This is a genomic window from Streptosporangium vulgare (assembly GCF_042428775.1).
Lineage (GTDB): Bacteria > Actinomycetota > Actinomycetes > Streptosporangiales > Streptosporangiaceae > Streptosporangium > Streptosporangium vulgare.
Genome location: NZ_JBHMBS010000003.1, coordinates 1 through 21,139 on the forward strand (window position 1 = coordinate 1; position 21,139 = coordinate 21,139).

Annotated in this window: 18 protein-coding genes; 13 read left to right on the top strand and 5 right to left on the bottom strand. The window is 73.6% G+C overall.

Translation table 11 applies throughout. From position 1 onward, the window contains the following. Positions 1 to 325, bottom strand: a 325-nt coding sequence (locus ACFFRH_RS06925) for a biotin carboxylase N-terminal domain-containing protein (RefSeq protein ID WP_386155112.1), incomplete at its 3' end; no start/stop codon positions are given. A 349-nt stretch (positions 326 to 674) separates the two neighbouring features. Here ACFFRH_RS06925 and ACFFRH_RS06930 point away from each other — a divergent pair. Then, entirely contained in the window at positions 675 to 947 is a 273-nt protein-coding gene (locus tag ACFFRH_RS06930; RefSeq protein ID WP_329090315.1) for a WXG100 family type VII secretion target, read from the top strand. A gap of 306 nt (positions 948 to 1,253) precedes the next feature. On the opposite strand, the gene ACFFRH_RS06935 is transcribed toward ACFFRH_RS06930, so the two are convergent. Further along, entirely contained in the window at positions 1,254 to 5,852 is a 4,599-nt protein-coding gene (locus ACFFRH_RS06935) for a type VII secretion EssC family protein (protein ID WP_386155116.1), read from the bottom strand. 706 nt (positions 5,853 to 6,558) lie between these two features. Between ACFFRH_RS06935 and ACFFRH_RS06940 the strand changes: the two genes are divergently transcribed. The 12 genes from ACFFRH_RS06940 to ACFFRH_RS06995 all read left to right on the top strand — a co-directional run bounded on the left by ACFFRH_RS06940 (position 6,559) and on the right by ACFFRH_RS06995 (position 17,884). Beyond that, positions 6,559 to 7,260, top strand: a complete 702-nt coding sequence (locus ACFFRH_RS06940; protein WP_344750268.1) for a CpaB family protein — start codon at positions 6,559 to 6,561, stop codon at positions 7,258 to 7,260. A gap of 1 nt (position 7,261) precedes the next feature. Next, positions 7,262 to 8,083: a CpaE/TadZ family protein gene (locus ACFFRH_RS06945; RefSeq protein WP_344750269.1), complete on the top strand. Its 822-nt coding sequence runs from the start codon at positions 7,262 to 7,264 to the stop codon at positions 8,081 to 8,083. Continuing rightward, a complete protein-coding gene (locus tag ACFFRH_RS06950) occupies positions 8,080 to 9,381 on the top strand; it encodes a TadA family conjugal transfer-associated ATPase (protein ID WP_344750270.1) in 1,302 nt (433 codons plus the stop codon). Before ACFFRH_RS06945 ends, ACFFRH_RS06950 begins: the two co-directional genes overlap by 4 nt. Then, positions 9,378 to 10,262, top strand: coding sequence for a type II secretion system F family protein (locus ACFFRH_RS06955; protein WP_344750271.1), 885 nt, complete (start codon positions 9,378 to 9,380; stop codon positions 10,260 to 10,262). The genes ACFFRH_RS06950 and ACFFRH_RS06955 overlap by 4 nt, the downstream gene beginning before the upstream one ends. After that, positions 10,255 to 11,190, top strand: coding sequence for a type II secretion system F family protein (locus ACFFRH_RS06960; protein ID WP_344750272.1), 936 nt, complete (start codon positions 10,255 to 10,257; stop codon positions 11,188 to 11,190). The genes ACFFRH_RS06955 and ACFFRH_RS06960 overlap by 8 nt, the downstream gene beginning before the upstream one ends. A 2-nt stretch (positions 11,191 to 11,192) precedes the next feature. Continuing rightward, positions 11,193 to 11,444 carry a hypothetical protein gene (locus ACFFRH_RS06965; protein WP_344750273.1) on the top strand — a complete coding sequence of 84 codons (252 nt, stop codon included), beginning with the start codon at positions 11,193 to 11,195 and terminating at the stop codon, positions 11,442 to 11,444. Next, positions 11,431 to 12,009: a TadE/TadG family type IV pilus assembly protein gene (locus tag ACFFRH_RS06970; RefSeq protein WP_344750274.1), complete on the top strand. Its 579-nt coding sequence runs from the start codon at positions 11,431 to 11,433 to the stop codon at positions 12,007 to 12,009. Before ACFFRH_RS06965 ends, ACFFRH_RS06970 begins: the two co-directional genes overlap by 14 nt. Next, complete coding sequence (locus ACFFRH_RS06975; protein WP_344750275.1) at positions 12,000 to 12,416, top strand: TadE/TadG family type IV pilus assembly protein; 417 nt, start codon at positions 12,000 to 12,002, stop codon at positions 12,414 to 12,416. Before ACFFRH_RS06970 ends, ACFFRH_RS06975 begins: the two co-directional genes overlap by 10 nt. Before the next feature lie 257 nt (positions 12,417 to 12,673). Continuing rightward, a complete protein-coding gene (locus ACFFRH_RS06980; RefSeq protein ID WP_386155125.1) occupies positions 12,674 to 13,081 on the top strand; it encodes a pilus assembly protein TadG-related protein in 408 nt (135 codons plus the stop codon). 52 nt (positions 13,082 to 13,133) lie between these two features. Next, positions 13,134 to 16,070, top strand: a complete 2,937-nt coding sequence (locus tag ACFFRH_RS06985) for a BTAD domain-containing putative transcriptional regulator (protein WP_386155128.1) — start codon at positions 13,134 to 13,136, stop codon at positions 16,068 to 16,070. A 172-nt stretch (positions 16,071 to 16,242) separates the two neighbouring features. Further along, positions 16,243 to 16,917, top strand: coding sequence for a hypothetical protein (locus ACFFRH_RS06990; protein ID WP_386155131.1), 675 nt, complete (start codon positions 16,243 to 16,245; stop codon positions 16,915 to 16,917). A gap of 46 nt (positions 16,918 to 16,963) precedes the next feature. Then, positions 16,964 to 17,884 (top strand): hypothetical protein, encoded by a 921-nt coding sequence (locus ACFFRH_RS06995; RefSeq protein WP_344747450.1) that lies wholly within the window; start codon positions 16,964 to 16,966, stop codon positions 17,882 to 17,884. A gap of 67 nt (positions 17,885 to 17,951) precedes the next feature. On the opposite strand, the gene ACFFRH_RS07000 is transcribed toward ACFFRH_RS06995, so the two are convergent. The 3 genes from ACFFRH_RS07000 to ACFFRH_RS07010 all read right to left on the bottom strand — a co-directional run bounded on the left by ACFFRH_RS07000 (position 17,952) and on the right by ACFFRH_RS07010 (position 21,056). After that, the gene (locus ACFFRH_RS07000; protein WP_344747449.1) at positions 17,952 to 18,488 is read right to left on the bottom strand and encodes a methylated-DNA--[protein]-cysteine S-methyltransferase; all 537 of its coding nucleotides are present in this window, start codon (positions 18,486 to 18,488) and stop codon (positions 17,952 to 17,954) included. Then, a complete protein-coding gene (locus ACFFRH_RS07005) occupies positions 18,485 to 19,894 on the bottom strand; it encodes an AlkA N-terminal domain-containing protein (protein ID WP_344747448.1) in 1,410 nt (469 codons plus the stop codon). The genes ACFFRH_RS07000 and ACFFRH_RS07005 overlap by 4 nt, the downstream gene beginning before the upstream one ends. A gap of 220 nt (positions 19,895 to 20,114) precedes the next feature. Then, complete coding sequence (locus ACFFRH_RS07010; protein WP_344747447.1) at positions 20,115 to 21,056, bottom strand: NYN domain-containing protein; 942 nt, start codon at positions 21,054 to 21,056, stop codon at positions 20,115 to 20,117. Positions 21,057 to 21,139 lie beyond the last annotated feature (83 nt).

The following is a 21,139-nucleotide window of genomic DNA, read 5'->3' on the forward strand; positions in this document are numbered from 1 at the left end:
TCGCGGCCGGGGGAGGCCCGATCCAGGTGAGCCCCGCGTCGATCACGGCCTGGGCGAACCCGGCGTTCTCCGCCAGGAAGCCGTAGCCGGGGTGCACGGCGTCGGCCCCGGCCTCGGCGGCGACGGCCAGCAGCTTGTCGACGTCGAGGTAGGTCTCCGCGGGGGTCTGGCCACCGAGCGCGCGGGCCTCGTCCGCGACCCGGACATGGAGCGCGTCCAGGTCCTGGTCGGCGTAGACGGCGACGCTGGCCAGCCCGGCGTCCTTGCAGGCGCGGGCGATCCGCACCGCGATCTCACCACGGTTGGCGATCAGGACCTTGTGCACCGACGTCGTTCCCTTCAGTACGTGGCCAGTACGTGCGGACGGAGGACTGGCGGGCCTTCAACGGAGTGTAGGCGTCCTTTGATCGTGGAGGGGGAGCGGGTTCCTCGCCTCCGATCGTGAGGGAGGGGCCCGCCCTCTGACCGATCGCGAGGAACGCGGGAGACCTGTCACCCGTCCGTCTCCAGCCCCTGAATTACCAAAAATCAAGACAATGGAGAACGTTTAGCCTCTCGGCGACTCAGGGAACGTCCATAGCCGCTCGGCATAACCCGGATACCTATGTGATCCTTACGCCTATCGTGATTTCGTTTGGCGACTCCCTCTCGACACCGATCCAAAGGAGACTGGCATGAGCCAGAACTTGCTCGGCGGCAATCCCGCGGAAATGCAGCAGATGGCCACCCAGTTCACCCAGCAGGCCGACCAGGTCAGGGCCACCGTGGCCGCCCTCGACCGGGAGGCCGCGAAGGTCGGCACCGCCTGGACGGGGCCCGGTGCCCAGCGTTTCAGCGAGGCCTGGCAGAACTACCGGGCCGCTTTCCAGCGCATGTCCGAGGAGCTCGCCGAGGCCTCCCGGGTCATCAACACCTATCGCGGCAATATCGAGTCCGCCACCCGATAGGAAACGGTCCGCCGAAACGCCCCGCCCCTTAAGGGCCGGGGCGTTTTCCCATTGACGGCACGGGCGGGGCGGGCGGTACGGAGCGCACGTGTACAAGGCGCGGACGCACAAGGCGTACGGCGCGCACAGACGGCGCGCACAGACGGCGCGCACAGACGGGGCGCACAGGACGGCGCGCACAGGACGGGCGTGGGCGGCTCGCGTGGGCAGGGGAAGCGGCCCTCACGTGACGGTGGCCTTACATGACGTCGTCCCTCATGTGGTGGGTGATGGGTCTCATGTGGCCCTCATGTGCTCATGTGGCCCTCATGTGACGGCGGCCTGGACGGGGACCACCGAGCCCAGGGTCACCAGCAGGCCGCGGCCGGGAGGACCGCCGACCGCGCCGCGCGGCAGGCGGACGGTGAACAGGTCTCCGTCGGCGGGGCTCTGGACCGACAGCAGCAGGCCCGTGCGGCCCTTGCGGGCCTCGGCCGCGAACCCCCGGTAGGCGGTGGTCAGGTCCCCGGTGGTGCCACCGACGATCATGCCGTGCTCGCCGTCCCTGCCGCTCCGCAGCACCTGCTCCAGCGCGGTGCCCAGGGGGGAGTCCGCGGAGATCAGCTCCGCGTCGTCGACGATCACGACGTAGCGGTCCTGGCCCGCGACGGCCTCGTGCAGGTCGCCGCCCGCGTCCAGCACGGCCAGCACGCCCGGGGTGTCCACCAGCGTGCACAGCGGGCTGCGCCGGGGGGTGACGAGGACCGTCGGGGTGCCGTGGGAGAGCAGCGAGTGGGTTGCGGTGAGCAGCGCCGTGGACCTGCCCGACCTGGGCGGGCCCGCGACGACCGCGGCGGGGCCGTGGGCGAGCAGGTCGACGCCGAGCGGCGCCAGCGAGTCGCCCCCGGCGCCGAGCAGCGCCCACAGCGGGGACGGGGGCCGGAAGGAGGGCACCAGGTCCAGGACCTGCGCCGCGGTGACGCGCATCGGCAGCGCGTCCACCCGCAGCGGCGGGTCGGCGGTGATCTCCGGAGCCGAGCGGGCCAGCGCCTGGAGCGCGGCGACCTGAGCCGGTCCCGACGGGTCGTCGCAGAGCAGCGCGATCTGGCTCTCGGTCGTGCCGTGCTCGCCGGTCGACAGCGCGCGGCCCGGCGCGAGGGTCGCCGGCAGGTCCTTGACGGGCAGCCCGGCCAGGCCGTAGTCGGAGGGGTCGGCCAGCCGCAGGATCAGCCGGTCGTCGAAGACCGTGGAGATCTGCCCGATCAGCGCGGACCTGTCGCCGGTCACCACGGCCCGCAGCCCGACCGCGGGTCCCTCGCGCAGCAGCTGCATCAGCGACTCGATCAGCCGCCCGTAGTCGTACGCCTCGAACGCGGCGACGAACCCCTCCCACCGGTCGAGCATCAGGACCAGCCACGGCAGCCGCGGACCGTCCGTGGCGGCGCGCAGCTCGGCCAGCGAGGCGTACCCGGCCTCGGCGAGGAGCTGCTGGCGCCGCCCCACCTCCGCGCGCAGCCGGGTCAGCAGCCGCTCCACCCGGTCGAGCTGGTCGCGGGTCACCACCGCCCCGCAGTGCGGCATCGCCACCAGCGGCAGCAGCGAGCCCGAGCCGCAGTCGATCGCGTGCACGTGCACGTCGTCGGGGGAGGCTCCGGCGGCGATCGCCCCCGCCAGCGTGCGCAGCGCGGTGGACCGCCCGCTGCGCGAGGCGCCCGCGACGAGCAGGTGCCCCCCGTGGGCGAGGTCGAGCGCGAGCGCCCGCCGGTCCTGCGCCCAGGGCAGGTCGGTGATCCCGAAGGCGAGCGGCGGCACCTCCTCGGCCCCCGCCCGGTACGGCAGCCCGCCGGGCGCGTCACCGGGCAGCACGGGCGTCGCCGGGAGGACGGGGACGGTCACGAGGTCGGGAAGCGGTTCGAGCCAGGGACTCGGCTGCTCGGCGATCCCGGCGAGGCGGGCCGCCTCGACCAGGGCGTCGGCGAGTATGGACAGGTCGGTGACGTGGCCGCTCTCGGCTCCGGCGTGGACCGGCCGGGGGTGCCCCAGGGCCTGCCAGCCGACCTCCGTCACCCGTACCCTCACCTCGCCGCCCGAGGCGCCGGGGCTACGGCCGCCGATCCGCGCGGTCTGCACCGCCGTCGCCGCCCCCGCGCCCGACTTCACATAGCACCGGCCGGGAGCGGACTTGGGGATGTACGAGGCGTCGGGGCGGCCGATGACGTCGGCCGACTCCGACGCCTCGGTGACCCGCAGGGCGATCCGCAGGGAGGTGTTGGCCTGGATGTCGGCGGTCACCACGCCGCCGGGCCGCTGGGTGGCGAGGATGAGGTGGATGCCGAGCGAGCGTCCCCGCCTCGCGATGTCGACCAGCCCGGTCATGAAGTCGGGCAGCTCGCTGACCATGGCCGCGAACTCGTCGATGACCAGCACCAGCCGGGGCAGCGGGGCCGGGGGCTCCAGGGACGCGCTCGCCGATGCGGCACGCCCGCGCAGCGGCTTGACCTGCCGGCCGCTCCCGGCGACGAGCAGGTCGCGGGAGGCGCGGGCCGTGCGGGCGTCGCGCAGCTCGTGGTAGTCCTCGATGTCCTTCGCCCCCACGGCGAGCAGCAGGCGCTCGCGGCGGCGGATCTCCGCGGCGAGCGAGGCCAGCGCCCGCTGGGTCAGGTGGCCGTCGAGGTCGCTGACCATGCCCACCGTGTGCGGCAGCCGCACGCACTCCTTGAACGCGGCGCCGCCCTTGTAGTCGATCAGCACGAACGTCATCTCGTCCGGCCGGTTGGCCACCGCGAGCGAGCAGATCAGGGTCTGCAGCAGCTCCGACTTGCCCGCGCCCGTGGTGCCCGCGATGAGCGCGTGCGGCCCGTCCGTGCGCAGGTCGACGGAGAACGGCCCCTCGGGGCCCGCTCCCACCACGGCCTCGGTGGCCCGGCCCCAGCGCTTGGCCAGAGCCGCGCCGGAGACCGACGGCAGCTCCAGCAGGTCCAGCAGCCGCGCGGAGTCCGGCAGGGCGAGCCCGGCGTCGTCGCGGCTGACGTCGCGGATCGGCGCCATCGAGCGGGCCAGCCGGTCGCACCAGGCGGACGTCACCTGGTCGGCCAGGATCTCCCCGAGGTCGTCCAGGCCGCCACCGCGCAGCCGTACCGTGCCGTCGGCCTCCACGGCGGCGACGGTCGCGCACTCCTCGGGCAGCAGCCGCTGGTCGCCGTCGATCGCCAGGGTGTAGACGCCCGCCCTGGGGCCCTGGCGCAGCACCTGGGGCATGCCCGGCAGGGCGCGCAGCACCTGCGCGCCGTCGAGCACGACCAGCACGTCGTAGGGGCGCTCGTCGTAGACGGGGGCGGCGTACGGCTGCTCGGCGCCCGTGCCCGTGGCTCCGCCCAGGTCGCCCCAGCCCGCCGGGACGCGGCCCAGCTTGGCCGCGGGGCCCGCGGCGGCGTCGTCGCCGAGGCGCTCGTCGATCAGCGCGGCGAGCTCGCTCACCCGGCGGGCCGCGGCCTCCGGGTCGGCGCCGACCAGGGCCACGCAGTCCTCGCCGCCGCGCGGGGCGCAGTGCGGCAGCCAGCGGACCCAGTTCCAGCGCTCCTCGCCGTCGCCGTGCGCGGACAGGACGACGATCGCGAGGTCGCGCGGGCTGTGCAGGGCGGCGGCCTGGCCGACCAGCCAGCGCGCCACCCCGGCCGCCGTGTTCCTGGGCCCGGTCAGGCCGGCGACGCCCAGGCGGCGCATGGCGAGCGCCACCGGCACCGCCTGGCAGGTGGGCGGGGCGGGCAGCGGGGCGTCGATCGGCGCGGAGCGCTCGGCGGCGAACTCCAGGTCGGCGGGGAGGTCGGCCAGACCGACCCGCAGCCGCAGCGCGTCGGGGTCGTGGTCGCGCCGTTCCCAGAGCCGCCGCCGGGGGCCGGTCACGGTGAGCAGCACCTCGGCGGGGTCGGGCGCGGCGGCGCGGCGGGCGGTCTCGTCGTCGGCGCGGGCGCGCTCCACGGCCGCCTCGAAGACCTTCAGCCGCTGCTTGTACTCCTTGACCTGCTGGCGGTACTGCTTGCGGCCGTGCCGCCTGTCGCTCCACCACTGGCCGATCATGATCAGTGGCGTCATGAACGCGAACAGCAGGAAGTACCACGACTTGAGGGCGATGCACATGCCCACCCCCAGCGCGGCGGGCAGGAACGCGGTGAGCAGTTGCAGCCGCATGGTCTCGGCCCGCTTGGGCTCGGCCGGGACCTCGAAGCGCCGCGCGCCGCCCGGCGGCCGGAACCTGGGCGGCCGGTTGTAGGCCAGTCCCCCGTCGGGCTGCGCGTCCAGGTGGGCGTCGGGCGGCTCCACCGCCTTGAGGGTGAGCACGGTCCCGCCGCAGCTCAGCAGGGCGTGCTCGGGCCAGGGCAGCGGACCCTCCAGGGGGTCGCGGTCCAGCAGGGGGGGCGTGCCCTCCCCGGGCTCCACGGTGATGGCGTCCGGGGTGAGCCGCACCACCGCGGCCCGCGCGGGCAGCCGGGGGTCGGCCACGGGCACCGAGCAGGCGGGGTCGGAGCCGATGGTGTGCACCCCCAGGCTGAGGCGGTGCACCGATCCGGCCGCGGGCCCGCCGACCACCCGGATCTCCACGATCCCGCCGGGCTCCTCGGCGAGCGTGGCCACCGCGAGGGAGCGGTCGAGGGTGACGAGGTCGCCGTCGCGGAGCAGGCCGAGCGCGGGGGCGTCGGGGTCGAGGGGGCGGCCGTCCATCCAGAGCGTCGGGGGCTCGGCCCCGGCGGAGTCGCGGTCCAGCCCGTACGGGGCCTTGCTGCGCGTCAGCCGCACCACGTTGCTCGGCCGCTCGCCTCCCTGGCCCGCCAGGGACTCCGCGAGTCTCGCCACCGTGGTCGTCTCGTCGCCCTCGACCACGACATCGCGGTCGGCGTGCTCGTTGAGCACGGTGAGCATGATCCGCATCGCCGCTCTCCTCGGGTCAGGCCCCGGATCCACCGTACAGAGTGAAAACCGTCCCCGAGAGAGTGTTCGCGGCAATGTCACGGATCGCGACCGGTATGTGGAAAACAGCAAAACCTGTGGATAACTATCCGGGGGTGTTGACCGGTTATGCCGCCCCAGGTGGGCATTCGGCGATGCGAGGGCTTGTGGGCGGTGACCTGTTCGTGACACAAGGCTGTGGAAAACCTGTTCGGAGAACGAGGCGGAACGGCGGGTTCCGATCCGGGCCGGCCCAGGGTCGGTCCGGGACCGGTGCGAGTGCGATCGGCATCCCGGACGTCGCCGGCCCGCTCCTTCGGTGGCGGCCCGCTCCTTCGGCGACAGGGCGGGAGCCGCGCGCGAAGACGACGGGCGAAGGGCGAGCGAAGGAGATGAGAGGACAGGCGAGGGGCGGGTGGAGGCGGCTGGAGCCGGACACGTGAATGAGGGGTGAAAAAGGTGGGGTGATTGGTACGAGAGTTAATTACCGTCCTTATCACCCAGATAAGTCTCCCGTCATCTAGCCAAACGGCCATTTTCTTCTGAAGTGGCGTTGACAGACGTGTTCCTATCAAACGAGCATGGGTCCTGGCTTTTGTCCGACAGCCCGTCGGCATGGTGCGCATAATGGCGTAAATTCGACCAGTAGTTCCCCATATTTTTGATCACTCTGGGAGTCCCCCTACCCATGAGGACCAGTGAGAAGCCAACGGGCCGTGTCCCGGTCAACGCCGAGCGCCCGACGTCGGCGGGCACCCTGTCGGGCCCGGCGTCGCGCAAACTTCCCGTGCCCCCACGCGAGCGCAAACCAGCCCTCGCCGCCCTCGCCGTCCTCCTCATCCTGGGCGGCGCCCTCGCCACCACGCTGCTCGTCCTGCGCAGCGGCGACCGCGTCTCGGCGATCGCCATCGCCCAGCAGGTCGGCGCCGGGCAGCCCTTCACCGAGGCGATGCTGAGGGAGGTCCAGATCGCCGACACCGGCATCGGCTACGTCGCCTGGTCCCAGCGCGCCCGCGTCACCGAGAACTTCGCCCGCGTCACCCTCATCCCCGGCACGCTCCTCACCCGCGACATGGTGGTCTCCGCCAGCAGGGAGCTCGGTCCCGGCAAGGCGCAGGTCGGCCTGTCGCTCAAACCGGGCCAGACACCGGGCACCCTGGAGCGCGGGGACCGGGTCCAGGTCGTCCACGTGCCGAGCAGGGGGACCGGCGCCGACCGGGAGAGCCGGGTGCTGGCGCAGAGCGCCCTGGTCCACCAGATCGGCACGCCGGGCAGGACCGGGGCGAACGGCCTGGTCACCATCATCGTGGACAGTTCCATCTCGCCGGAGATCGTCGCGTACGCCTCCAGTGGCGAGATCGCCCTCGCCGAGCTGCCGGGAGCGCGCTGACGTGGCGCTCATCGTGCTGGCCGCCGACAAGGGCGCACCCGGCGTGACCACGGCGGCGACCGCGCTCGGCGCGATCTGGCCGCGCCCGGTGCTGCTCGCCGAGTGCGACCCGGCGGGCGGCGACCTCGCCTACCGCCTGCCCGCAGCCGACGGCGGCGTGCTCAACCCCGCCAGGGGCCTGCTCACCCTGGGCGCCATGGCCCGCCGGGGCCTGCACCCCGACCAGATCCACGAGCACACCCAGAAGATCATCGGCGGCCTGGACGTGCTGGCCGGGCTCACCCACGGCGAGCAGGCGTCCGGGCTCACCTGGCTCTGGGGCCCGCTCGGCCGGGCGCTGGCCACGCTGCCCGACGCCGACGTGCTGGCCGACTGCGGGCGCCTCGGCGGGCACCCCCAGCTCGCCGAGCTGACCACCGAGGCCTCGCTGGTCGTGCTGTTCACCAGGGCGAGCCTCGACCACGTCGCCCACCTGCGCGAGCGCCTGCAGGTCATGCCGCGCGAGCCCCAGGTGGGCGTGGTCGTGATCGCCGACCCCCGCCAGTACCGCACGACCATCGACGAGGTGCGCCGGATCGTCGCGGGCACCGGCAGGCACGTCGCCTTCGTGAGCGGGCTCGCGCACGACCCCAAGGGCGCGGAGCTGCTGCGCGGCCAGTGGGGCGGGCGCCTGGACCGCTCCCTGCTGATCCGCACCGCCAGGGAGCTGGGCGGCCGTCTCGACGCCCAGCTCCGTGCCCAGGAGTCGGCGGAGTCGGCCTTCCGCGCCCGGGAGCAGGCCGCCCGCCTGCCCGCCGAGCCGTCGGGCGGGGCGAGGCCGTGACCATCGACCACACGCTGGTCAAGCGCTTCCGGCAGGACGTCGGCGACCGGCTCGCCCACCAGCGTCGCCTCGACCAGGCCAGCGGCCTGCCGCCGATGACCGGCGAGGACGAGCGCCAGTTCGCCCGCGCCCTGATCGCCCAGATCCTGGAGGAGTTCGCCCGCGGCGAGATCGGCGTCGGCAGGACGCCGCCCACCGCCGAGGAGGAGGAGGCGCTGGCCGCGGGGATCCACGCGGCCCTGTTCGGTGTCGGCCGCCTCCAGCCGCTGCTCGACGACCCCGAGGTCGAGAACATCGACATCAACGGCTGCGACCGGGTGTTCGTCGGCTACGCCGACGGCCAGGAGCTCATGCGCGAACCGGTGGCCGAGTCCGACGAGGAGCTGGTCGAGCTGATCCAGATCCTCGCCGCCTACAGCGGCCTGTCCAGCAGGCCGTTCGACACCGCCAACCCCCAGCTCGACCTGCGCCTTCCCGACGGCTCCCGTCTCTCGGCCGTGATGGACGTGACGGTGCGCCCGTCCATCTCCATCCGCCGTTCCCGGCTGGGCAAGGTGTTTCTCACCGATCTCGTGGGAAACGGCAGCCTGACTCCGGAATTGGGGCGTTTTCTCTCGGCCGCGGTGGCGGCGAGGAAGAACATCATGATTTCCGGTTCGACGAACGCCGGGAAAACGACCCTGTTGCGCGCCCTCGCCAACGAGATTCCGCCGTCCGAGCGGCTCATCACCGTCGAGCGCGCCCTGGAACTCGGCCTCGACCAGTTTCCCGAGCTCCATCCCAACGTGGTCGCCTTCGAGCAGCGGCTCCCCAACTCCGAGGGCCAGGGCGAGATCACCATGGCGGAGCTGGTCCGCCGCTCCCTGCGGATGAACCCGTCCCGGGTGATCGTCGGCGAGGTCCTCGGCGACGAGATCGTCACCATGCTCAACGCGATGACCCAGGGCAACGACGGCTCGCTGTCGACCATCCACGCCAACTCCTCGATGGAGGTCTTCAACCGCATCGCCACCTACGCGCTCCAGGCCACCGAGCGCCTGCCGATCGAGGCCACCCACATGCTCATCGCGGGCGCGATCGACTTCGTGGTGTTCATCGAGAAGCGCAACGACTACGCGGTGGGCGGCAGGCTGCGCCGCTTCGTGTCGAGCGTGCGCGAGGTGGCCGGGGTGGACGGCCGGGTGCTCTCCTCCGAGGTGTTCGCGATGGCGCCCGACGGCCGGGTGGTGCCGCACGCGCCGCTGTCGTGCCTGGAGGAGCTGGCCCACTTCGGCTACGACCCGGGAGGCTGGGCATGACCTTCCCGCCGGGCCTGTTCGACCCGCTCGTGCTGCTCTCCGGCCTCGCGCTCGGCGCCGGGCTCTTCCTGCTCTTCCTCTCCCTGTACGGGGTGCCCGTCAAGCCGTCAGCCCCCGGCAGGACGGCGGGCAGGCGCGAGTTCCTGCGCGCCCTGTCCACCCGGACCGCGGTGGGGGCGATCGTCGGGGTGGTCGTGCTCGTGGTGACCGGGTGGCCGGTCATGGCGGTGGGAGCCGTGCTCCTCGCCGTGGCCTGGCGGGGCCTGTCCGGCGGCGCCGCGGAGGAACGGACCGCGATGCGGCGGCTGGAGGCCCTGGCCGCCTGGACCGAGTCGCTCCGCGACACCATCGCCGGAGCGGCCGGGCTGGAGCAGGCGATCCCGTCCTCGATCCGGGCGGCCGCCCCCACGCTCCGCCCGCACCTGCGGTCCATGGTCGACCGCCTGCACACCAGGATGGCGCTGCCCGACGCGCTCAGGCTGTTCGCCGACGAGCTCGACGACCCCTCCGCCGACCTGGTCGTGGCCGCCCTCATCCTCAACTCCAAGCTGCGCGGCCCCGGTCTGCGCGACGTCCTCGGCGCGCTGGCCGTGTCGGCGCGCGAGGAGCTCGACATGCGCCGCCGGGTCGAGGCCGAGCGCCGCTCCACCCGCCGCAGCGTGCAGATCGTGGTCGGCACGGCCGTCGCCTTCGCCGTGATGCTCGTCGTGTTCAACCCCTCCTACGTCGAGGAGTACGACAACGCGCTCGGCCAGGCCGTGCTCGTGGTGGTCGCCGGGCTCTTCGGCGCCGGGTTCGCCTGGATGCGCCGCCTGGCCCGCTTCGACAAGCCCGCCCGCCTGCTCGGCCTGCCCTCCGGAGGTGAGGTACGCGATGACTGAGGCGCTGCTCGCCGGATCGGTGCTCGGGATAGGTCTGTTCCTGCTGCTGCGGGCGTTGTTCCCGGCGCGCCCCGGGCTGGTGACGCGACTGCTCGCCCTCGACGCCGCCAGGGAGGGCACCGACGCGCCCCGGGCCCGGCTCATCCTGCCCGACGAGGAGGTCAGCGCGTTCCGGCGCGGCCTGGGCGAGCGGATGGCCCGCTTCTACGCCGCCAGGGGCTGGGAGGCACGCTCGGCCAGGGCCGACCTCGCCCTGCTCGGCAGGTCGTTCGAGGGTTTCCTCGCCACCAAGGTTCTGTTGGCGGTCTCCGGCCTGCTGGCGTTCCCGCTGCTGGTCGGCTGGCTGGTGCTGATGGGGTGGGGCCTCTCCCTCACCGTCCCGCTGTGGGCGGCGCTCGTGGTCGCCGGGGTCTTCTTCGTCCTGCCCGACCTGCAGGTCAAGCGGGACGCCGCGCGGATGCGCCGCGACTTCCGGCACGTCGTCGGCTCCTTCCTCGACCTCGTCGCGATGAACCTGGCGGGCGGGCGTGGGGTGCCCGAGGCACTGATGATGGCGGTCTCCGTGGGCACCCCGGGTCCCGACGAGGAGGGGGCCAACTGGGCGATGTCCCGCATCCGCGAGGCGCTCGGCAACGCCAGGATCGTCGGCATCACCCCCTGGCAGGCCCTCGGCCAGCTCGGTGACGAGATCAACGTCGACGAGCTGCGCGACCTGTCCGCCGCGCTCGGGCTCGTCGCCGATGACGGAGCCAAGGTCCGCTCCTCCCTCACCGCCCGCGCCGCGACCATGCGGCGCCGGGAGCTCGCCGAGATCGAGGGGCAGGCGGGCGAGCGCTCCCAGTCGATGCTCGTCGCCCAGCTCCTGCTCTGCGCGGGCTTCGTGATCTTTCTAAGTTTCCCGGCCGCTATGAAGATGTTGGGGTCCTGACCATGCTGAGCCATCCGTGGATCGTCTACGCGGCCGCCGTTCTGAGCGTCCGGATCGAGAAGGCGCGCAGCGCCCCCACCCGGGGAGCCTCCGCCGTCGAATGGGTCATCATCACGGCCATCATCGCCGGGGTGGCGCTCGGACTCGCCACCCTCATCAAGACCCTCGTCGAGGGGAAGCAGGCCGAGATCTCCAACCAGTTCGGCGGAGGCGGGGGCGGCGGGGGCGGGGGCGGCGAACTTGGCGACCCGTGATCGCTCGCGGTACCGCGACCGGGAGCACCGGGAGCACCGGGAGTGCCGGGAGCACCGAAAGAACCGGGAGGACCGGGAGGACCGGGAGGACCGGCGGAGGGACGGCGGACGCGACCGGGCGGGGAGACCGAGGCGCGGCGGGCGCCCCGGCGCCGGAGGCCGTGGCGGCGAGCGCGGTGCCACGGTCGTCGAACTGGCGATCATCATGCCGGTGGTGCTGGTCGTCATCCTGCTCATCGTGCAGACCGCCCTCTGGTTCCACGGACGCCAGATCGCCGACGCCGCGGCGAGGGAGGGGGCCCGGCTCGCCCGGGTCGACACCGAGTCCTGGCGGCAGGACGCCGAGTCCCGCGCCCAGGAGCTGATCCGGACCGTGGGGCCGAAGCTCCTCGAAGGCGCCACGGTCACGGCCTGGGAGGAGGGCGACCTGCGGGGTGTCGAGGTGACCGCCTCGGCGGTCCAGGTCGTCCCGCTGCTGCCGTCCACCACGTTCACCGTCACCGCGCGCTTCGGCGGTCCCATCGAGTGCTTCCGGCCCGACGACGGGAGCGAAGGGTGCGAGTGATCCCCTTGATCTCCGAGACCGGCGGCGACCGCGGGTCGCTCAGCGCCGAGACGGTGCTGCTCGCCCCGGTCTTCCTGCTGTTCCTGCTGTTCCTGGTGGGCGCGGGAAGGGTGGTGGAGGCCCAGGGGGAGGTCAACGGCGCCGCCAGGGACGCCGCCAGGGCCGCCTCCGTCGAGCGCACCCTGTCCGACGCCGAGACCGCGGCGGACGAGGCGGCCCGCGGCGCCCTGTCGGGCGAGTGCGAGCCTGAGGTCAGCCTGTCCGGTACGACCTGGGAGGAGGGCGGCCGGGTCCACGCCGAGGTGACCTGCTCCCTGGACCTGGAGTTTCTGGGCTTCGGCGCGGCCAAGGAGATGAAGGGCGACTCGGTGGTCCCGCTGGAGCAGTTCCGGAGGGTCGAGGAGTGAAGCCCGTGGATCCGCCCTCTCCGGAGACCCGGGCGCATCGGGCGCACCGGAGCCTCGTACGCCCGCCCGCGAGATGGAGAAGACCTGTGCGCTCCCCGTCGAGGAGGAGGTCCGTGCGCCCGCAGGCCACGTGGCGGAGATCCGTGCGGGTGCCCATGGCGTGGCGGAGGCTCGTACGTCCACCGGTGGTGTGCCGGGCGTCCGGACGTCCCGCGCGCCCGGCCGGGGGGGAGGGGCGGCAGCGGGAGCGGGGATCGATGTCGATCTTCACGGTGATCTTCTCGGTGGTGGTGTTCCTGCTGGCCGGGCTGCTCGTCGACGGAGGGGCGGCGATCAACGCCCGGCTGCGCGCGGCCGACGTCGCGGAGCAGGCCGCCAGGGCCGCCGCCGACCAGATCGACGTCGAGCACCTGCGCGCCACCGGCCAGGCCAGGCTGCTGGGGGAGGGGGAGACCTGCGCCCCGGCCGAGGAGATCGTCTCCGCCCACGGCGGCGGCGACGTACAGCTCACGGAATGCGCGCTCGGCGGCGGTCAGGCCGAGGTCACCGTGAGCGTCTCCGTCACCTGGAAGGCGTTCTTCCTGGCCGCCTTCGGCTTCCCCGGCTCGGAGATGGAGGCCGAGGCCACGGCCGGGCCGGACATCGGGGAAGACCAATTGCCGTGAATCGCTGGCCCACCGGTTGACCGAGGACGAATCTGGACGGGGAGGGAGACGAATGCCCACGCGACAGCCCACGCGCATCAAGGCCAGGCGCACACCGGGAGACCTGCTGGCGGGCCTCGGCGCGCTGATCGTCCTGGTCGCGCTCATCGCGGGGGTCCCCTACGCCCTGTTCCGGCTGGCCGGGCCGCCGCTCCCGCCCGAGCTGCTCAACCTCGACCTGCTGACCAGCCAGGTGGGCACGAGCACGATCGTCGCGATCCTCGTGCTGCTGGTCTGGCTCGCGTGGCTGCAGCTGGTCGTCTGCGTGCTGGTCGAGATCTACGCCGGGCTGCGCCGGGTCGGCATGCCGGCCAGGGTGCCGTTCTCCGGCGGCACGCAGATGTTCGCCAACCGGCTGGTCTCGGCGGCCATGCTGCTGTTCACCGTCTCGGCGGTGGCCCTGCCGATCGCGAAGCTGACCAGCCTGCCGCCCTCCGGTCCCAGCGTCGTCTCCACCGGGCTCTCCTCGACCTCCGGCCCGGCCGCCGGTGAGCGGGCCGAACTGGAGCCGGTGCGGAAGGCCAAGAAGGTGTACGTGGTGCAACCGCCGCACGGGCGCCACCACGAGAGCCTGTGGGAGATCGCGGAGAAGTGCCTCGGCGACGGGCGCCGGTATCCGGAGATCTACCGCCTCAACCAGCACAAGGAGCAGCCCGACGGCAGCCGCCTCCACATGGCCGACCTGATCAGGCCGGGCTGGGTCCTGGACATGCCAGACGACGCGCGCAACATCCACCTCGTCCCGGCCTCCCAGCCGCGCGACGACACCCTCAAGGACCACCCGGACAAGCCGGTGGAGCTGGACGGCCGCACCCAGACCTTCACCCCCGGCCGCGCGGACCTTCCGGCGGAGCCCGCGCCCGAGGTCTCCGGCTCCCGGGACAGGGCCGGTGACCGGTCCGGCGAGAGGGCGGGCGAGAGGGCCGGTGCCGAAGGGACGAGGGAGAGCGGCCCGGACCGGTCGCGCCAGGACACCTCCCGCGACCCGGCACCCGCCGAGCGCCCCCCGCGGGCCGTACCCGACACCGTGCCCGACAGCGGGCGGCAGGACCCCGGCCAGGTGGAGCGGCGGGACCCGGTGGCGGTGGACCCCACCGACAGCGCGGACAGCGGGCAGGACGCCGGGCTGGGGACGCTCGACTACCTGGCGGGGGCCTCGCTCGCGGCGGCGGGGCTGCTGGCGGCGCTCGGGCGCAGGCGCAGGCGGCAGCTCTGGCACCGGGCGTTCGGGCGCCGGATCACCCGGCCCAGGGACGACGCCGCCCAGGCCGAGCTCGCGCTCAGGCTCGGCGCCGACGCCCCCGGCAGCCGGATGCTCGACATCGGGCTCCGGCTCCTCGGCAGGTCCCTCGCCGCCGAGAACCGCGTCCCGCCCACGATCTACGCCGCCCACCTGTCGCCGCAGACCCTCGACCTGTGGATCCACCCGCCCGACCCCGACGCGCCCGCGCCCTGGACCGCCCACGACGGCGGCCAGGTCTGGCGGCTTCCCGCGCACGAGGGCCGGATGATCGACGAGCGGGCGCTCGCCGACGCGCCCGCCCCGTACCCGGGGCTGGTCTCGCTCGGTTCCAACGGCGAGGGCCGGGTGCTCGTCGACCTGGAGGCCGCCCACGGGCCGATCAGCATCAGCGGCCCGCAGGCCACCGCCGCCCTCGCCGCGCTCGCCGTGGAGCTGGCCACCAACCGCTGGTCGGACCGGATGCGCGTCACCCTCGTCGGCTTCGGCGAGGAGCTGACCGTGATCGCCTCCGACCGGATCAGGTACGTGGGCTCCCTGGCGGAGATCCTGCCCGAGCTGGAGGCCGGGGCCGGGGGGCGCGGCGCCCACGGCGGTGAGGTGCTCACCGGCCGGATCCACGGGCGCGCGGCCGACCCGGTCTGCGCGCCGCACTACCTGCTGTCCGCGATCGCCCCCACCCCCGAGGAGGGCCGGCGGCTGGCGCTGCTCGCCAGGAAGGGTGTGAGGACGGCCGCCGGATACGTCATCGCGGGCGAGGTGCCGCACGCCACCTGGAACTGGACGATCACCCAGGAGGGCCGCGCCGAGGTGGACGCGCTCGGCTTCGACGTGGCCGCGCAGCTGCTGCCCCGCCGCCAGTACCGGGCGCTGATCGACCTGTTCCTGGCGACCGAGCGGCTGGAGGGCGAGCCGCTCTCCGACGAGCCGGAGCCCGTCACGGACACGCCCTCGGTCGAGGTGCGCGTCCTCGGTCCCGCCGAGGTCGTCGGCCCGCCGCCCATGGAGGAGGGGCGGGCCGTGATCGCCGTCGAGATGGCCGTCTACCTGGCGACGCACCCCGGCGGCGTCCACCCCGTGGTGCTCGGCGGCATCCTCTGGCCGAGGGGCGTGCAGCCGGTGGTCAGGGACGCCACGATCGCCAGGGTCGTCGCCTGGATGGGCACCGACAGCCAGGGACGGCCCAACCTCTACGCCGACGAGTCCGGGCGGCTCCGGTTCGGTCCCGAGGTGCGCAGCGACTGGATGCTCTTCCGCGACCTCGTCCGCCGGTCGCACGCCGAACCCGCCGGACGTCCCGCGCTCCTCGACAGGGCACTGAGCCTGGTACGGGGCCCGCTGCTGAACGGCCGCCCGCGTGGCCGCTACGCCTGGCTCGCCGCCGACGACCTGGAGTACAACGTGACCGCGAGCGTCGCGGACGCCGCGCACCGGCTCTGCGAGGTGCGGCTGGCCCGCGGCGAGACCGACCAGGCCGTGGCGGCGGTGCGCGCCGGGCTGCTGCTGGCCGCGGACGACGAGGGGCTCTGGCGCGACCTGCTGCGGGCCACCCACCTCACCGCCGACCCCGTCCGCCTGCGCGCCGTGGTCGACGCCCTGCACCGGCGGGCCGCCTCCCACCCCTACGGCGGCGGGATGGCCCCCGAGACCGAGGCCCTCATCGACGAGCTGCTGCCCTCGTGGCGGATGCGCTCGGCCCCGACGGCATGACGGCCCAGGCCGGTGCGCCCGAACGCCAAGGGGCCGCGGCGTGAGCGGGCGCGCGGCGAGGAGGCACGCGGAGGCCGAGGGGGGCGAGAAGGTCGAGGGGGGTGAGAGGGGAGTCATGCCGAATCGTGCATATCGGTGGTCCCGGCGGATGGTCGCTCCTAGCGTGATCGGTGTGCGTGTCGTGATCGCGCTGGTCCTGGCCCTTGTCGCGTCGGCGGGCTGTGCCCCGTCGGAGGCTCAGCCGTTCACTCCCGCGGATCTGCCCGCCGACACCTCCCCGCAGGAGGCCGGTGCCTCCGCGCCCCCCTCCCCGGCGGATCCGGCGCGGGCGGCGGCGCCGTGGGTGGAGACGGTCAAGGTCGCGCCGGGGGTGCGGGTGGTGGTCGAGTGGCCCGCCGCCCCCGACGCGGACACGACCGCGATGATCGAGGTTCTCCGCGACTACTTCGCCGGGGCCTTCAGGGCGGTCACGAGTGAGGGCCGCGACACCGGCTACCTCGACGTGGTCGAGCACGACGCGGCCGGCGACGCGTCCTCCTGGGTGCGGGCCTTCCTCGACCGGCGCAGGTCGGTGCGGGGGACCGCCCGGCTGTACGCGCCGAACGTCAGCGCGGTCAGCGGCTCGGGCGACGACCGGGGGGCGCAGCTGGACGTCTGCGTCGACGAGTCGAAGATGCGGCTCCTCGACGCCGCCACCGGCAAGCCGGTCGCCAGGCAGCCCGAGTGGACCAGGAAGCCCTTCCTGCAGGCCGCCGCGATGGGGCGGGGCGACGACGGGGGCTGGCGCATCCGGCTCTTCCGCCACGCGAAGCTCCCAGACGAGCGCGCGAAGGGCTGTCTCAGATGACTGTCTCCCCGAGGCCGAGGCCCGGTCCCCACCCCGGAGGTGTTTGATGATCGGAAACGTGATCGTCGCGGGGCTGCTGATGTTCGCCCCCCCTGACACCGGAGGACCGATCGGTGAAGGCCACCAGCGCGGCCGGGAGGCCGGGGTCACGCTGAAGGACTCCCAGATCGTCGTCACGGGGACCGGGCTCAGCGGCAAGAGCGACGGCTACCGGATCAAGCGTCCCTGCTGGTACGAACCTCGGGGCAACGCCGCCGACATGCTGGACTCGCAGATCGAGGCGCTCCCCGACGCCCTTCCCGGCCAGGAGTGGGAGAGGCGCAAGGAGGCGCTGGAGCCGTTCGAGGCGCGGATCGGCCAGGAGGGCACCTGGTGGCAGCGCGCCTACAACTCCGCGGACCCGGCGGGGATGGCGTGCGCGGCGGGGCTCGCCGAGCCCTACGTCTTCGCGCCCCCGAACACCACGCCGCCCAACGGGATCACCATCGCCGAGCTCGTCGAGATCGCCCGCGCCGCGCTGACCGTGCCCGAGCCGAAGATCGAGCTCAACCCGGACGCCAAGAGCTACGTCAACCTGCCGACCTGGGTCTGGCTGGACGGTGCCGGCGAGACCACCAGGTCCGTGACCGCGACGCTGCCCGGGGTGATGAGCGCCACCGTGACCGCCAACCTCACGAACCTCGAGATCGACTCGGGCACCACCGACGACCGGGCGACGGTCGAGACCAAGGGGTGCGGCCTGAAGGGCACCCCGTACAGGAAGGGTGCCGACTTCACCTGCGGTGTGAGCTACAAACGGGCCTCGATCGACCAGCCGCGCGGCGTCTACGTGCTGGAGGTCACCTCGGTCTGGGAGATCGACATCGAGGACGATGTAGTGCCCTTCGCCTACGACCCGGTCGAGGTCGGGGCCACCCGCGACGTCCCGGTGGGCGAGGTGCAGAGCACGGTCAGGAAGACCGGCTAGCCGTCCGGGCCGGTCACGCGCCCGTGACCGGCCGCGGTGAGGCGCGGGGGACGGCCGGGAGGATCGGTCAGCGGCTCTCCTCCCCGGTCCTGAGCCGTTCGGCGGCCGGTGCGCCCTCGTGGGTGAGCAGCCACCGCTTGACCGGGGTGCCGTAGTAGTAGCCGCCGAACCCGCCGGTGGACGGCAAAATGCGGTGACAGGGGACGAACGGCGCGATCAGGTTCCGCGCGCAGGCGGAACCGGCGGCCCTCGCCGCGGTCCTGGGCAGCCCGGCCCGCTCGGCGAGCTCGGCGTAGCTGATCGTGACGCCCGCGGGCACCTGGCGCAGGGCGGTGAGCAGCCGCTGCCGCGTGGGCGTGCCCGGCTGCTCCACCGGCACCGCGTCGAGGGCGGTCAGGTCGCCGTCCAGATAGTCGCGTACCGCCCGCGCCGGCCGGCCCAGGTCGCCGGTGAGGGTGAGCCCCTCGGCGCGCAGCTCGGGGGAGAGCCGGGCGAACATCTCCTCCGGACCCGTGGTGGTGAAGCCCGCCGCCAGCAGCACGCCCTCGCGGGCGAGCATGGCCAGCGGGCCGGCCGGGGTGTCGAGAACCTGTGCCTCTATCATTCCGAGCTCCAAAGGTGCAGCGCGGCGTACGCCCGCCACGGGCGCCACCGCTCGATGTGATCTTCGGGGATGCCCAGGCAGGCCATGGCCCGCCGCAGGCCGAGGTCTCCACCGGGCCAGGCGTCCGGGTCGCGCAGCGCCCGCAGCGCGATGTAGCCGGAGGTCCACGGCCCGATCCCGGGGACCTCCAGCAGCCCGGCGACCGCCTCCGCGGGCTCCTGCGCGCCGTCCAGGTCGATCTGGCCACCCGCCACGCTTACGGCGAGCGCCCTCAGCGTCGCCACCCGCCGCCCGGTCAGGCCGAGCCCGTCGAGATCGGCCTCGGCGAGCTCCTCCGCGGACGGGAACAGGTGGGTCAGCTCCTGCCCGCCGGTGGGGCGCCCGGCCCTGGCCGCGACGCGGCCGAGGATGGTGCGGGCGCCCGCGACGGAGATCTGCTGGCCGACCACCGCGCGGACGGCCACCTCGAAACCGTCCCAGGCGCCGGGCACGCGCAGTCCCGGGCGGGCGGCGACGAGCGGCGCCAGCGAGGTCGCGCCGAGGGCGGAGGAGATGGCCTCGGGGTCCGCGTCGAGGTCGAGGAGGCGGCGGCAGCGGGCGACGATCCTGGCCAGGTGGCGGGTGTCGTCGACGCTCACGTCCAGCCTCACGTGGCCGGGCCCGGGGGTGAGGGTGATCGTGCCGCCGGGGACGGCCCGGCTGTAGGAGGTGTCGTCCGCCCTCTCCAGCCCGGGGATCGCGCGCGCCCCCAGGAACCGCATCAGGATCGCGGCGTCGTACGGCTCCCTGCGGTGCAGCCGCAGGGTGAGGGCGTCGCCGCACATCCCGGGCTTGCCGCCCGTCGTCGCCCGCAGCTCGCCGGGGGTGAAGCCGTAGGTGTCCTTCATGGTCGCGTTGAACTGCCGGACGCTGCCGAAGCCCGACGCGAACGCCACGTCGACGATCGGCAGCCCGGTCTCGGTGAGCAACTGCTTGGCCAGCAGCAGGCGCTTGGTCCTGGCCACGGCGAGCGGACCCACGCCGATCTCCGTGGTGAACAGCCGGTGCAGGTGCCGTCCGGTGATGTGCAGCCGCTCGGCGAGCCGGGTCATCCCGCCGTCGTCCGCCACGCCCTCGTCGATCAGCCGCAGTGCCCGGCCGACCAGGTCGCCCCGGTGGTCCCAGCCGGGGTCGCCGGGGCTCAGCTCCGGCCGGCAGCGCTTGCACGGCCGGAACCCGGCCGCCTCGGCGGAGGCCGCGTGGCGGTAGAACCGCACGTTGCGGGTGGACGGGGTGCGTGCCGGGCAGATCGGCCGGCAGTAGATGCGGGTGGAGGTGACCGCCGTGTAGAACCGCCCGTCGAACCGGGCGTCCCTCGCGGCCACCGCGCGGTAACAGGAGTCGAAGTCGAGCTCTTTCACGGACACGCCGACGACGCTACCCGCGGCGCACGGGGTACGGCTGGCGGGAATCGGACGTGGCCGTGGCGGTCGTGCGGCCGGGGTGACCGGCCCCCGAGGAGGGCCCGCACGGGGGAGACGTCACCCCCGGTAAGGCGTCCCCGGAACCCCCGGTAAGGCGTCCCCGGAACCCCCGGTAAGGCGTCCCCGGAACCCCCGGTAAGGCGTCCCCGGAGGATCGGTGGCGTCACTTTGAGGAGACGCCGACCCCGATCTCGAACTCCCGGTAGACGCGGGCCCAGAATCCGTCGCGGAGCCAGACGCGTGCCTCGGGATACGGGCGCAGGGAGTGGCCCAGCTCCTTCTCCGCCTCGATGAGCAGCTCGGTGTCGATCACCGTGGGCAGGATCGGCCCCGGCAGCAGGTCGCGGATGTTGTCGCGGCCACGGGTGAGGATCCACTTCTGGGCCACGTGCTCGCCGACCTCCTCGACGCGCGGGCGGCTCGGGCCCAGCTTGGTGACCTGGCCCACCGGCGCCTTGGGCTTGGCGGCGGTGCGCCCGGCGAAGACCTGGGCGGGAGAGGGGGCGATCGGCGGGACCGGCACCGGCACCGGCGCGGGGGCGCGGCTGAAGAAGGACCGCAGGAAGTCGGCGCTGATGATCTCGACGGTGTCGGACTCCCAGACCAGGCGCTCGGCCTGGTTGGTGCCGTAGGGGGGCTCCACCCCCCACAGGTGGATCCGCACCCCGTACGCCTGGGCGGCCTCGACGGCGGGGACCATGTCCTCGTCCCCGGCGAGCAGGATCGTGTCGCTCACCGCGTGGTGCCTGGCCAGCGCCTCCAGGTCGCTCCTTATCTGCGCGTCCACGCCCTTCTGCTGGCCCCGCGCGTTCAGGTTGCCCAGGCGCACCTTGACCCAGGGCAGCTGGGCGATGACCCGCTGGTCCACGGTCGGCACCCGGTCGCGGGCGGCGTCGTACCAGTAGATCCGGAGCAGCTCCCCGTGGATGCGCTCCTCCGCGTGCTTCTGCAACGCCTGGATCAGCTCGTCCGCCGCCACCCGGTACTCCTTGCGCTCCTTGGCACTCAGGAGCACCTCGCCGGCCGCCGCGTAGAGATAGCCGACGTCGACCAGGACGGCGTACTTCGCGGCGATGGGATGCGACGTGAGGTCCAGGATGGTCATGTCGTCCTCCAGGCCTCGGAACTAGCTGATCGGCTGACTATATGCGCCCATTTCTTAGATGGTCCCAACTCTCGTGCAACTTG